Source organism: Bacillus sp. FSL R9-9410 (genome assembly GCF_038050385.1).
In the GTDB taxonomy this organism is placed as follows: domain Bacteria; phylum Bacillota; class Bacilli; order Bacillales; family Bacillaceae_G; genus Bacillus_A; species Bacillus_A cereus_U.
Window position 1 is genome coordinate 1,670,818 of the sequence record NZ_JBBOTV010000001.1, and the last position, 13,721, is coordinate 1,684,538.

The following is a 13,721-nucleotide window of genomic DNA, read 5'->3' on the forward strand; positions in this document are numbered from 1 at the left end:
CTCCATACATAGATATGATTCTCAAGTCGGAGGATGGCACCTTAGGGTGTCTTTTTTATGCTCTCTAAAAATGTCTTAACATATATAGCCGAGTTAATTCAAATAATCAAGAATAATTGAGCCAATAGATTTCGTTAGATTGCCATCATCTTTTTTGTAATAGAATAGATTCATTACCGTTTCAGACCTATGTATTCATTCATAACCTAACAGTAAAAGGGGGGATGATTAAAGGTATGGCGTTTAATGATGAATTAATTTGTCAACAGTTTGCAAGAATCATCGGTGGCCAAGAAGGATTCGCCGGTGGAAAATGCGTGGCAACAATAAATCGGGATGAAATACAAGCAACAATCTTAGGAAAACGTTTTAAAGTAACAACTTCCTTCTCATTCGAATCACGAGATAATAAAACTGGACGGGCATTATGTCTAGGGCGGGTAGCACTCTTACAAAAGGAAGTCACTGAATTTGTTGCTACAATTATTAAACAAGGAATAATTGTTTCGTCTATACACAATGAGTGGTTATGTGATGATCCAAATTTAATTTACGTTAATATCGAAGACGTTGATGATCCACTAATTTTCGCAAGGAAAGTCAGAAGAGCATTATGCAATTAACCAATTTTTTTAGTTAAATGAGTGATTGTGTTGATTAGAATATTTCAGATTGTTGAATGGTATACTTGGAAAATAGATTTAAGTAGATGGTTTTATAAGATCTTATATATAGCTAAAAAGAGTAACTCCATTTTGATCGCTTTTTTTCAAAATGGAGTTTTTGTATTTACTTTTAAATAAGGACTGGAGAGAGCTTTTTAATCAATCTTTATTCTAAAGCGAAAACCGAGCATACATTATGCTCGGTTTTCAATAGGTAGTTTAAATGTAAAGGTACTGCCTTCTCCTAATTCACTTTCAACGGTAATTTCTCCTCCGTGTAGTTCTATAATCCATTTTACCATCGACAATCCTAAACCTGTGTTTCCATTGTTTGAAGATGTTCGTGCTGAGTCAACTCGATAGAAGCGGTCCCATATTTTCGCAATATGTTGCTCGCTGATGCCTATGCCATTATCGGAGACTTTACCTATTATGTTGGTTTCATCCCGGAACAGTTGCATATTCACAGTGCCGTTCGCTTTGCTATAAGCAATCGCATTTGTTAGTAAATTCATTAATAAACGCATCATCAATGTTTGATCTGCTTTAATAAACAGGTCTTCCTCTATATTAGTTGTTATATTAATCGAAGCTTCTTGAACCATTAATGAAAGCTCTTCTACAACGATTTCCGTTAATTCACTCATATTGATACATTCAAATTGAAAAGTATTATGCTTTTCTTGGTCAACTTTTGCTAATAATAAGAGTTGCGAGATTAACGCGGACATTTTACGTGATTGCCTTAAAATTACTTCTAACGATTCTTCCATTTCTTTCGGATTCTTCCTCTGCGATAAAGCGTATTCGCATTGCGAAATAATAACAGATGTTGGTGTTCTTAATTCATGAGATGCGTCAGATGTAAATTGTTTTTCACTTTCGAATGATGTCTCCAATCGCTCAAACATTTTGTCAAAGGTTTGTGCTAAATGATACATTTCGTCTTTCGATGAACCTTGTAAATTAATTCTCTTCGAAAGGTCTTTACCATCACCAATTTCACTGGCTGAATCACTCATTTGTTGCACAGGTCGAAACGCTCTTTGCGTAATAAAATATCCTCCCACTGCCGCAATGAGAATAAGTAATGGAAATGAGATGAGTGTTACCACAATAAGCGTATTCATGGTCGATGATAATTGATTCATGGTCATTATTCCACGAACCCAGACTTGCTCATCGCCGCCTACATTATGGAGGAAATCATATACTATCCATTCTTTATTACCGTCTTTAATGGTTTGTATTTCATCGGATTTAAGCGATACCTTTTTATTAAATCCTGTTGGACTATGTCCTGCCAGCAGCTCACCTTGCTTACTATAAATGATGATATTTACTCCATCTTCTAAGGCTTCAAATTCATCGTCAATCTTTAACTGTCCATGCTTATATTCAATATCTTCAATGCTTTCTTTTACTGTGCTCTTCAATTGATTTTTCATATTAAAAAGCAAAACTTTATCTGAAGAAGTTAAAATAAAAGCTAACACGAGTGCCATAATAATTACAACTAGCCCCGTATACCACAGGGTCACTCTCATTTTTATTGATAGTCTTTTCATGATTCAACTCGCAATACGTAACCAGTGCCTCGTACAGTATGAATTAACTTCGTTTCAAACTGGCTATCAATTTTTTTACGAAGGTATCGGACGTAAACATCAATAATATTCGAGCCACCTTCATAGTCGTAATTCCACACATGTTGCTCAATTTTATCTCGTGTCAACACAACTTCTTTATTACGAATCATATATTCTAAAATAGCAAATTCTTTACTGGAAAGAGTGATAACCTGGTCTCCCCTTGTTACTTTATGCATATTGCAATCCACCACTAGGTCAGCGATTTCAAACACATTAGATGTATTTCCTGTTTTTCTTCGCATCAACACTCGAATTCTTGCTAACAGCTCATCAAAAGCAAAGGGCTTTACTAAATAATCGTCCGCACCTAAGTCGAGTCCTGTTACGCGATCATCAATTGTATCTTTAGCTGTAAGAAGCAAGACAGGAGTTGTATTATTGTCCGCACGTAATCTTTGTAATACTTGTAAACCATCTATTCCGGGAATCATAATGTCAAGCACAATCAAATCGTAGGTAGCCATGCTTATATAATCCAAAGCATCTTCTCCATTCCCACATCCATCGACACTATAATATTCTGCATTTAATCGTTTTACCAATATATTTTGTAAGTCTTTTTCATCTTCGACAATAAGAACTCGCATTAACATTCTCCTTTTCTTCTTATTTATATGTATCACTATAATTCCGAAACATTAAAGAAAGATTAGAAACTATTTAATTATATCATTTTATCCCGCATTAACGGGCAGTAAGACTCCTACATCAAAATTCGGCGAATGCGAGAGAGTTAGGTGGGAGATCAACTGCCCGTAAAAGCCCGATTGGTGAGGGCTGATAATCAGTGGGGGATGGACAAAACCCCCACTGATTAAAGTTTCACTTTATTTTTTTGCACATTAATCTTCCTTTAATGTTTGTTCAGTAATATAAGGACATGGATAAGGTGCACATGTAAAGGGAGGAGAACATAATGGGAAAATGGATGATGATTGGAGCAATGTCTTGTTTATTCTTAACAGCTTGTTCTACTCAAGCTGATAACAATACAGAAGTACAACAACTGAAAGTAGAAAACGATACATCACAAAAAGAAGGTGCTCAACTACAACAAGAACCACACAAAACAGGGCCTGCTATGAATGATACTAAGCAAACACAAGATTTCAAAAACGAAGTCACATCTATTGTAGAAAAGGCAAATAATACGAAACCAGTTGGAGCAAAAGAAGATAACTTAAATACGTACTTAGCAGCAAAAAAAGAAATTGACCAATTAGATGGCAAGATAGATCTATCTGATGATCAGCTAGAAGCAGATTATCACGCTGGAACGATAACTGTTGAACAATATCAAATACAAGAAAGAGAACAAGATATACTTGAAGATCAATTAGAGCAAGCAGAAAATGTACTTGAAGCAAGATTTGGAATAGATGATTAATCATTAAGGAGTGGATGAAAATGTTAAAACATAAAAAGAAAATAATTATAAGTGTAATTGCTATTTTAGTAAGCGGTATTGCTATTGTTGGTGGATATTATGGTATGGGTTACAATTATGCAAAAAAGAATGAAAACTACACAGAGAAACAAGTTCGTGAAATTTCTTTAGCTCATACAAATGGAGAAATTATTAATGTGAAAAAAGAATTCGAATTAGAAGATGAAAACTTAGCACAATCTAAATTTGAATATGAATTGGAAATCAAGACACCTGATAATCTATTAAATATTTTAAAGGTTAGTGCTAGAACAGGCACAATAGAAATCAATAATGAAGACTGAAGAAATATTGACAAATAAAATATCGCGTATTTGAAAAAATCCAATAAGCTGCCCATATGGGCAGCTTATTTACATATTTCTCGTTAACGGAAGTTAATTATATTTTTCTACGTACTAAATAAAAAGCTAAGGACCCCATAATAACAGGTGCAACGAAATCAAAGAAATGCGAAATATTAAAAGGAAAAAGAAAAAGAAATGGTATAAGTGTATAGATAACTGCTAGTCCTATAAATACAGGAATTCCAAATTGAAATTCTCTACATCGTTTGATTTTCCTGTATAACACTTCCCCAATTAGACAGGCTATAAGAGCTGGTATACTACCATAAGTGACGATCATTTTAATGAATCCTAATACAACGTTCGGGTGAATAATGCTAGGATGAAAAATATATGAAATCAAGAACCATCCGAAAATAAAAGCAAACAGACTTGCAGCATAACTAATTACAAATTTTATCAACGTAATCATCCTCACAATTTCTTAATATAATCTTCATTGGATGACATAAAATCCTATTATTGGTAGTAAGAAAAAAGCGGATCCCTACTCTAAAAAGGCATCTACTCATTCTTCTATACTTGTTTTCTTTGCCCTTGCAAACTTCCAAAAAGCTGCAAGTAGTATGAGAAGCGGTATTCCCTGAATGAAGAGAAATCCTCCCGAAAAATAAAGTGCACGACTAACTAGAGGAGGGGCCGTTGCCGACTCACCCGCAAAATAAGCTCCATAATTAGCCGCCACACCTGCATAATCAGCTATCCCACCTATAAGAAAAGCCGCTGGACTTATGATTAGATTTACCCCTAAACAGACCATTATCGATGATAGATTTTTAGCCTTAATTTTTGGTGAAATAGACAAGAAAAATAAGAATATTGCAGTGCCGTTTATAAGAAGTAGTGTTATTACATAATAAATTCCCATAATACCCCTCCATGACTTTAATTGTACCATCAGCAAGGACAACTTTATGTAAATTTGGATGAATAGGGTCTTCATGTGAAGTGAACATAACGTCTCATTAACAGTAGTCAATGATGCATATAATTTTCGTTTTTGTTTTCTTTGCTTTTCTGAGCTGGATAGCGATGGGGTGAGTCATAAATTGTGGAAAATATCCATACTTCTATTAACTGGTTAATTAAAGAAGAATTTGTTCCACAACTCTTAAGTTATTATAGTATGAAAAAATTAAATTCACCTTCTGCAAGGCATTCAAATGGCTCAATCTCCGCATCTTTTGAATGCCTTGAAAGTGCTAAACATAAGCAACATAATTAACTATCCTAAGCAAGAAAGTTGAGGTAGTTAATTAGGAAAACGTTTTAGAGTAACAACTTCCTTCTCATTCGAATCACGAGATAATAAAACTGGACGAGCATTATGTCTAGGCCGGGTAGCGCTCTTGCAGAAGGAAGTCAATGGATTTGTTGCTACAATTATTAAACAAGGAATAATCGTTTCGTCTATACACAATGAGTGGTTATGTGATAATCCAAATTTAATTTACGTTAGTATCGAAGACGTTGATGATCCGCTAAGTTTCGCAGGGAAAGTTAGAAGAGCATTATGCAATTAACAAGTATCTTTCGTTAAATGAGTGAAGTATGTTGATTAGAATATTTCAGATTGTTGAATGGTTTTATACAGTGAAAGAAGACGTTCCATATTTGGAATGTCTTTTCTTGATGTTTTTTCTAATGTGGGTTGTCTTTATGCTGCTTATCTTGCGACAACAAGAACTGGGTTAGGTATTCTTAGAGGTTTGTTCTTCTTCATTTATTTTAGCTAGTATTGTACTTTTTATTATGTTTTGCTTAGCGTACGAAATTTGCGCTTTATTGGTACCAACACACCTCTATTAAGTTATCCGATACAAGATAATTATAATTTGAAAGACGAGGAAACGAACTTGGAGGGAGTATTGGGACCATACAATAAATACATTGAGGGGGCATGTTTGAGAAGATTAAATCAATGGAAAAGGAAATGATCTTTAAGTCTGGGATATGGACCTATCCTCCCGTTCTAATTAACTAAAAGAAGAGCTTTCCCATACCGATTAGACTACTAAGCATTCCTATTCCATTCATGGTGCCTTTTCCTACTGTAAGTAAGTTTCCAAACATTCCTGGTTGACCGTTACCTCCGTTATTCCCCCATCCCATGGGACTTACCTGTCCTCCCCAACCTGGAGGGTTAAAAACACCCCATTTATTGGTATTAAAATTAAAAGGCTTGGCTGGCGGCGATAGTAAAGCGGCAAGATGACCTTGTGCGAACATCCCTGTATGATTGAATGGTTGGGGCCAGGGGAAGGGAGGTTTTTGAAAATTAAAACCTGCATGGCCTGGTAATGGAGCCCAATTAGCAGGATGTCCTTGGGGCATCATCCCTGCATAATGGATTGGCTGACCCAAAGAGAAGGGAGGGGGTTGGGGATTGAAACCCGTATAATTGGCTGGTGAATCCCAACCAAATGGATAGACTCGACAACTCCAATTCTCAGGAATCGTCAGACCATTCATTCCCTCAGCTTTAGTTATTTGGGGCTGTGAATATAATGATAACATTGAAATTTGATTATTATATTGCTCCTTGTTTCCCTCTGAATTCAAATACCAATATTGGTGCATAAGCTTATTCCCCTCACTTTAAAAATGTAATGTTAGACTTAGCCTATGTAATATTCCTTTTTATGGATGGTTACATAACTAGATTTACAAGCCTGTATTTAAAGGAATGGGTGTGTGGTCTTGTTGATTTATCCCACTATTTGTGGGCAGCAAGACACCTCCACCTCAAAATTCAGCGAAAGCGAAGCAGCTAGATGAGGGTTGAGCCGCCTGTAAAAGTCCCACTGATTAAAGTTTCACTTTATTTTAGAAGGGTATTTTCAGTTGCTCCTTTTGTTTAATTCAGCCTAATTTAATTTCGGTTAACAAACGTGTTTAAATGTTTATACAGGTTTAATCAATAAAAAAGATTTTAAAATGTTATGTTGAGCAAGTAGAATTGCTAAAAAGAGAATATCCATTCGAAGAGTTTGGCAAAATACTGCAAGAACAGTGTATTCTTGTGCAGATATGCAAATGATTTAAACGAATCAATGGAATTTATAATGAAGGGGCAAATAAATATATGAGTGAAACATTACATAAAAGAAAACCACCATATTTAATGCTTGTAATACTTTTTATTGGTGCATTTGTTTCATTTCTAAACAACTCGCTTTTAAATGTAGCCTTGCCATCAATAATGAAGGATTTAGACATTAAAGATTATTCAACGATCCAGTGGCTTTCTACAGGGTATATGCTTGTAAGTGGTATATTAATTCCGGCATCAGCATTTTTAATAACCCGCTTCTCCAATAGGAGCTTATTTATTACATCTATGGTGATTTTTATTCTTGGTACGGCCTTAGCGGCTTTAGCACCGAACTTTGGTTTATTACTTACTGGCCGGATGGTTCAAGCAGCAGGTTCTTCAGTCATGGGGCCTTTGTTAATGAATATTATGCTAGTAAGCTTTCCAAGAGAAAAAAGGGGAACAGCAATGGGGATTTTTGGATTAGTTATGATTACAGCTCCAGCAATTGGACCGACACTATCAGGTTATATTGTAGAGTATTATGACTGGCGTTTGCTTTTTGAAATGATTTTACCGTTAGCAATCATTAGCTTACTGTTAGGGATTTGGAAATCGGAGAATGTCATGAGACAAAACAAAAATGCAAAACTTGATTATCTCTCATTACTATTATCTTCTGTCGGTTTTGGCGGTTTGTTATATGGATTCAGTTCTGCAAGCTCCGATGGTTGGACGGATACAGTTGTCTTAACAACCTTAATCATAGGCGCTATTGCCCTAATTGCTTTCATTATCCGTCAATTAAAAATGAATGAGCCGTTATTGGATTTACGTGTTTACAAGTACCCAATGTTTGCACTTGCGTCTGTAATTGCAATTGTCAACGCGGTGGCCATGTTTTCGGGTATGATTTTAACACCAGCTTATGTACAAAACGTCCGTGGCATTTCGCCGCTGAACTCTGGGCTGATGATGCTTCCAGGTGCGGTAATAATGGGGGTTATGTCACCAATTACAGGTAAACTATTTGATAAATATGGCCCTCGGATTCTTGGCATAGTAGGACTTTCCATTACAGCTGTTTCAACTTATATGTTGGCAAATCTGCAAATTGACTCTAGTCACACACATATTATTCTTATTTACACACTGCGGATGTTTGGGATGGCAATGGTGATGATGCCACTTATGACAAATGGCCTTAATCAATTGCCAACTCGCTTAAATCCGCACGGTACAGCTGTTAATAATACAGCTCAACAAGTGTCCGGTTCGATTGGTACTGCTATTCTTGTTACGATTATGAATTCTGTAACAAGAACAAAAGCTGAAAGTCTAATGGCTGATGTAGATCCAACAACCTTCACAGAAGCTACGAAGGCAATGTTAACTCAGAATGCTTTATTATCCGGAATCCAATATTCATTCTATGTAGCGCTTGGCATGAATGTTGTTGCACTACTATTAGTTTTTTTCGTTAAACGTGTAGATACAAGCGCGGAAGCTGTCGAGAGGTTAAATCGGTAGAGTAAAATAAAACTTTAGATCATGATTCCTATAAGTTTTTTTGTTGATTAGTTAGACAAGGAAGCTTTTATCTGGGAGTTATCAAATCAAAGAAAATTTCAGTGAAATTCTTGTTGAGAAATATAGGGAGTAAGGGGGAGTGAAAATGGCATATTTATTACAGGGTGATTTTCCGTTTGAAGGTCCTTTTGGTGATGAAATGGAAAAAGCATTTTGGGATTTAGCAAAAAGTATTAATGAAGAAGAAGGATTCCATTGGAAAATATGGACGGAGAATCAAGAAACGAAAGAAGCTGGAGGCATCTATGTATTTGAAGAAAAACAAGATGCTGAAAAATATGGAGAAATGCACAAGAACAGACTTCAAGCATTTGGTGTTAAAGATATTAGAGTAAAAATTTTTCACATTAATGAAGAGTTAACTAAACTGAATCATGGTTATAGTAAATAATAAGGGACACGCAATTCCAACAGTCGGAGCAAGCGTAAAAAGAAGGGGATAATCTCCTTCTTTTTTGAATTCTCCCTTTTCTGTTTTATTATGCTTTATGCAAAAAATCCCTATATAGATAGGGATTCGTGTATTGGCATATAGTTCCTTGGAAAAGGTTGTACTAATTCTAACATATGAGAGTTCTTAAATTTGTGAAATTGACGTGAAAGTACTGTGAAAAAAATTGTACTGAAATAGTTATTTATAAAAGGGTACGCCCCTTACTGGGAGGTAAGGGGCACAGGAAATGCAAATTTATTTGTAATTTGCTAAGTTGATTATAACATATATACCCATCTATACATGTTGCAAAATTATGAACATAACTAATATTTAGTAACTAGGAATAACGAAGGTTGTATGACTTAAGCTGTTTTTATATGAATGCTTATAATGATTTACATAAATGGATAGAAAAAAAAGGATACTCAAGATCATTAACGAAATGGCACTTAGAAATATATCATAGCTGGGAAGATCCTAAAGAATTAGTTGTAGAGTTATTAGATACAGTTGAATAATAAAAGTTGAAATACGGGTTCTTCGGCCAAAGGATGCCTTGATGGAGGAACGAAAAAAAGCTCAACTTCTCTATTTTAACGTATTATCCGAAATTCATCTCCCACCTACCGCTGGGCTATCGCCCTTCACGCGCCTCTGGACGGAGAATTTTTTCGGTAAATTCGTTAAAATGTACCCTATAGAATAGACACTTAAAAAAAGTCTATTCTATAGGGTACAGATTAATCTATCGCCTTTTTTATTTTTTATTAAAAAATAAATTTAAATCAGTTTTATCCGTATCATAAGCTAATGCTTCAGCAATACAATTTTGAATAATTTCCAATTTAGCTTTTTCAAAGAATGGTACTGAAAAAATATAATCCGATCCTGCCCTTTGAATAATCAATACATTTTGCATACCACTACCTAAAATACCAATTCCAATTAATAGTAAAATAAGTCCGAATATAAAGTTATTTCCTATGGTATTAAAGGAAAAAAGAATAATAATCAATCCTAATATAATGGGTTTTATTCTATACTGAGAAGAAATCATTGTAGAACTAATATTTTTCAAAGGAATGCTTTGATTATCTTTTCCAGCAGGAATAAACCCTAATATAGTGTTTCCAGTGGATACTTTTACAAATCTTGAATCAACTGAAACAAACCCTTTAATCCAAAAAAACAAAAGTGACAAAGAAAAATCTGTTTTTTTCTCCATTTTATCCTCCTAAAATGTAAAATATTCAATTTATGAAAATAGTATATCAAATTTTCCGTAATTTAGGAATAGTAACAATTCATTCTTTGTAGGTAATACTTTTTTTCTTTGTTGCTTGTTCCTTCAACTTTTTCACTGTTTGTTCTTTTGTTAATATTCCATTTATGAAAAAGATAATATTTAATAGGATTCTTCCAACAAAAAAGGAAACTCCTTATACTACTTCCAATTCTTTATTAGGATTACATAAAGGATTGGAAGTAGTATAAGGGCCAAAATCCTGACTCCTTTTCTATCTCTCCGTCTCAAAAAACTCAATCCACTCTCCGTCAGGACCAGCGAAGAATATGTAACGTGTTCCATCTGGTAATATTTCGATTTCTTCTCCTAGTAAAAATGTTACTCCATGTTTCTGTATTCTTTTGATTTCATCCTCTAATGAATCCACTTTAAAGCAAATGTGATGTACTTTTCCTTCTGCCGGAAGAGAAGAGTTATAACCTTCAATTAGTTCGAGTATCGTTTCTTTGGATTCTTCTACGCCTAAAAAAGCGAGTTTTAAGTTTGGGTTTGGATGCCCCATACGCTTAATGAGCTGTAAGCCGACTACGTCTTCATAAAATGAAATAGATGTTTCTAAGTTTGCGACCATAAGTCCGACGTGTTCGATTCTTCTGACTGGCATGTAGATTCCTTCTTTCTGAAAATTTTATACATAATATAATATTGAAAATTAAGAAAATAAGCAAGATATAATTGTTAAAAATTTTAGAGCGTTATATGTTATAGTGAGAAAGTATGTTTGGGGAGACGGAAGGAGCTTATTTTATGAATACAACTACTCAGACTCCTTCATTATCGGAAACGATGAAAGAGTGGCATTATGCATTAGCTTATGAAATTAAACATTGGAAAACGATAGGTGGTAGTAAAATTTCTATCATTAACGGTCGTTTCTTATATACAGATTATGAAAGTACAGTATACGTATTTCAGCTTATTTCTGAAGTAAGCTTACCTGAAGGTTCACCGATTCGAATTGAGTTCGATGGTGAGGAAGCAACAGGGGAAGTATTATCTGTACATGGATTAGAAATAGAACTGAAATTAAATGATTATATACAAGGTGAAATAAGAGAAGCTGTTTTATACAGTGAACCGTGGCAATTGTTAGAACAGCTGCAAGAGAGATTGAAAGAAGCGCATAAAGATAAGCTGAAACGTAATCGTATAAAGCGTCTTGTTGATGGGACGAGCAGTCCGAAACACCTTGAAAAGATGAAAAATACGAAAAATGAATTGGCGTATCGTTCGTTTTACAATCCGACAACGTATGTGTGGGGACCACCTGGAACAGGGAAGTCATACAATTTATCACGTATTATTTCGGCTCATTATCAAAAAGGAAAATCGGTACTTGTGTTAGCTCATAGTAACGCGGCAGTTGACGTATTAATGAGTGAAGTAACGAAGCAAATTGAGAAGAAGAAGAAATGGACACCTGGTGAAATCGTTCGTTACGGTTTTAGCCAACATGAACATATACGAAATCATGAAACGTTACTTGCATCGAAGTTAGTTGAAACGACGAACGGATCTTGGGGAGAAGAAAGACTCTATTTAGAAGAGACACGACAAGATCTTCGTGAAAAGATTTTATCATATAAAGCGACTTCTGCTGATAAGAAGCGTATACAAGAGATTGAAAGTGATCTTCGAAAGCAAAAAGCGAAAATTAAAGAAGTAGAAAAAGAATATATTGAAAATGCGCAAGTAATCGGTGCGACTTTATCGAAATGTGCAATTGATTCACTTATTTATGAGCGCACATTTGATTTAGTTGTCGTAGATGAAGTGAGTATGGCATATGTGCCGCAAATCGCATTAGCCGCTTCTCTTGGAAAACGTATTGTCGTTTGTGGTGACTTTTTACAATTGCCTCCGATTGCGATGGCAAACCATGAACTTGTTCGAAAATGGCTCGGCGAAGATATGTTTTACCACGCAGGGATTGTTGATTCTGTAAATAAATCAGAAGCACATCCCAACCTTTTTATGTTGCAGGAACAAAGACGTATGCATGCGGATATATCGAAGTTTACAAACTCATTTATTTATAAAAATAGAGTGTATGATCATCCGTCTGTTTCAGAGCGTAAAGAACTCGCACAGCTACAACCGTTCGCAAATGAGGCGAGTGTTTTATTTGATACGAGCTTAATGGGAGCCTTTTCGTTAAAAGACGCTGCTTCTGGTTCTCGTTTTAATATTATGTCTGGCTTAGTAGCAATGCAAATGATATTAATCGGACTGTTAGACGGTGTTCAATCGATCGGTGTTGTTACACCTTACAGGGCGCAGTCGCGCTTTTTATCAACGTGTATTAGAGAAATGTTGCAGAGAACAAAATATCAAAACATACCAGTTTTAGCGGCGACAGTTCATAAGTTTCAAGGTTCTGAAAGAGATATGATGATCTTTGATACGGTTGATAGTTATCCGCAAGAACGTCCTGGCGTGTTATTCTTTGATCAGAAAAATCATCGTCTCGTCAATGTAGCGGTTACGAGAGCGAGAGGGAAGTTTATTCAATTATCGGATTGCCATTACATGCGTAAAAACCTTTCGAGAAAACAAGCGTTATCACAATTAACAGCACATATAGAACGTCACGGAGATGTGTATGATCGTACGACATCAAGACAAGTGTGGGAGCGAAAAATCTCGAAACGTTTACGCTGGTTTATGGAAATGAATCTTGAAGAACCGAAAGGGTTATTAAAAGATATTTTAGCGGCAAAACGAAAAATTATCATTTCCCTTCCAAGTACAAGGCAAGTTGATAAACGAGTATGGCAAGCGTTAATGCGTACGAATGCGCAAATAACAGTTTATAGTGATGGACCAGTTCCATTGAAAAATGTAAAGTTACAAAGGCAAAATAAAGCATTCCCGTTTATAGTAATCGATGATGAAATCTTTTGGGCAGGGGCACCTCTTACATCTCAAATGATGTTTGAAGGTAGTATGGAATTTCCGTACATATGTGCAAGAATGCAAGCACCTGAAACAATTGGCGTATTAAAAGGGTTTTTAGATATTCGGTAAATTCGGATAGGAATTCCTTGACTTTTACTTGGAATGAATTTAGAATAAAAATAATTTAATATAATTTTATGAAAATTCTTATCACGAGAGGTGGAGGGACTGGCCCTACGAAACCTCGGCAGCGGATTCTATATGAATACTGTGCCAATTCCAGCAAGGTAACTTGAAAGATAAGAAAGAAGCTCATTTTGACTGTATATGCCAAAGCCTCTTTCTA

General features: G+C 35.3%; 14 protein-coding genes, 1 pseudogene and 1 riboswitch. Of the genes and pseudogenes, 8 read left to right on the top strand and 7 right to left on the bottom strand.

Annotation, left to right across the window (positions count from 1 at the left end; all coding sequences use genetic code 11):
* Positions 1-224 precede the first annotated feature (224 nt).
* Entirely contained in the window at positions 225-623 is a 399-nt protein-coding gene (locus MKX77_RS08800; protein WP_341306340.1) for a DUF1259 domain-containing protein, read from the top strand.
* A gap of 236 nt (positions 624-859) precedes the next feature.
* Here the strand turns inward: MKX77_RS08800 and MKX77_RS08805 are convergent, their stop codons facing one another.
* A complete protein-coding gene (locus MKX77_RS08805; RefSeq protein WP_341306341.1) occupies positions 860-2,233 on the bottom strand; it encodes a sensor histidine kinase in 1,374 nt (457 codons plus the stop codon).
* A complete protein-coding gene (locus MKX77_RS08810; protein ID WP_341306342.1) occupies positions 2,230-2,904 on the bottom strand; it encodes a response regulator transcription factor in 675 nt (224 codons plus the stop codon). Before MKX77_RS08810 ends, MKX77_RS08805 begins: the two co-directional genes overlap by 4 nt.
* Positions 2,905-3,233: 329 nt before the next feature.
* Here MKX77_RS08810 and MKX77_RS08815 point away from each other — a divergent pair, with 329 nt between their 5' ends.
* Both MKX77_RS08815 and MKX77_RS08820 read left to right on the top strand, forming a co-directional pair.
* On the top strand, positions 3,234-3,704 hold the full coding sequence (locus MKX77_RS08815; RefSeq protein ID WP_341306343.1) for a hypothetical protein: 471 nt from the start codon (positions 3,234-3,236) through the stop codon (positions 3,702-3,704).
* A gap of 20 nt (positions 3,705-3,724) precedes the next feature.
* Entirely contained in the window at positions 3,725-4,048 is a 324-nt protein-coding gene (locus MKX77_RS08820; RefSeq protein ID WP_341306344.1) for a PepSY domain-containing protein, read from the top strand.
* 97 nt (positions 4,049-4,145) lie between these two features.
* Here the strand turns inward: MKX77_RS08820 and MKX77_RS08825 are convergent, their stop codons facing one another.
* Entirely contained in the window at positions 4,146-4,523 is a 378-nt protein-coding gene (locus MKX77_RS08825; protein WP_341306345.1) for a hypothetical protein, read from the bottom strand.
* A 96-nt stretch (positions 4,524-4,619) separates the two neighbouring features.
* Positions 4,620-4,979, bottom strand: a complete 360-nt coding sequence (locus MKX77_RS08830; RefSeq protein WP_341306346.1) for a hypothetical protein — start codon at positions 4,977-4,979, stop codon at positions 4,620-4,622.
* Positions 4,980-5,367: 388 nt separating this feature from the next.
* On the opposite strand from MKX77_RS08830, the pseudogene MKX77_RS08835 reads away from it, so the two are divergent.
* A pseudogene (locus MKX77_RS08835) lies at positions 5,368-5,634 on the top strand (DUF1259 domain-containing protein); the annotation flags it as partial.
* Between the two features lie 457 nt (positions 5,635-6,091).
* Here MKX77_RS08835 and MKX77_RS08840 read toward each other — a convergent pair.
* Complete coding sequence (locus tag MKX77_RS08840) at positions 6,092-6,691, bottom strand: hypothetical protein (RefSeq protein ID WP_341306347.1); 600 nt, start codon at positions 6,689-6,691, stop codon at positions 6,092-6,094.
* A 505-nt stretch (positions 6,692-7,196) separates the two neighbouring features.
* Here MKX77_RS08840 and MKX77_RS08845 point away from each other — a divergent pair.
* The 3 genes from MKX77_RS08845 (at position 7,197) to MKX77_RS08855 (ending at position 9,689) form a co-directional block, all read left to right on the top strand.
* Positions 7,197-8,675 carry a DHA2 family efflux MFS transporter permease subunit gene (locus MKX77_RS08845; RefSeq protein WP_341306348.1) on the top strand — a complete coding sequence of 493 codons (1,479 nt, stop codon included), beginning with the start codon at positions 7,197-7,199 and terminating at the stop codon, positions 8,673-8,675.
* Between the two features lie 145 nt (positions 8,676-8,820).
* Positions 8,821-9,126 (top strand): monooxygenase, encoded by a 306-nt coding sequence (locus MKX77_RS08850; protein ID WP_341306349.1) that lies wholly within the window; start codon positions 8,821-8,823, stop codon positions 9,124-9,126.
* A 398-nt stretch (positions 9,127-9,524) separates the two neighbouring features.
* Entirely contained in the window at positions 9,525-9,689 is a 165-nt protein-coding gene (locus MKX77_RS08855; RefSeq protein ID WP_002137157.1) for a hypothetical protein, read from the top strand.
* 239 nt (positions 9,690-9,928) lie between these two features.
* Here MKX77_RS08855 and MKX77_RS08860 read toward each other — a convergent pair whose 3' ends face one another.
* Positions 9,929-10,396, bottom strand: a complete 468-nt coding sequence (locus MKX77_RS08860) for a hypothetical protein (RefSeq protein WP_341306350.1) — start codon at positions 10,394-10,396, stop codon at positions 9,929-9,931.
* Between the two features lie 292 nt (positions 10,397-10,688).
* The gene (locus MKX77_RS08865; RefSeq protein WP_341306351.1) at positions 10,689-11,081 is read right to left on the bottom strand and encodes a VOC family protein; all 393 of its coding nucleotides are present in this window, start codon (positions 11,079-11,081) and stop codon (positions 10,689-10,691) included.
* A gap of 113 nt (positions 11,082-11,194) precedes the next feature.
* On the opposite strand from MKX77_RS08865, the gene MKX77_RS08870 reads away from it, so the two are divergent.
* Complete coding sequence (locus MKX77_RS08870; protein WP_341306352.1) at positions 11,195-13,504, top strand: AAA domain-containing protein; 2,310 nt, start codon at positions 11,195-11,197, stop codon at positions 13,502-13,504.
* A gap of 75 nt (positions 13,505-13,579) precedes the next feature.
* A riboswitch (SAM riboswitch) is annotated at positions 13,580-13,681 on the top strand.
* Positions 13,682-13,721 lie beyond the last annotated feature (40 nt).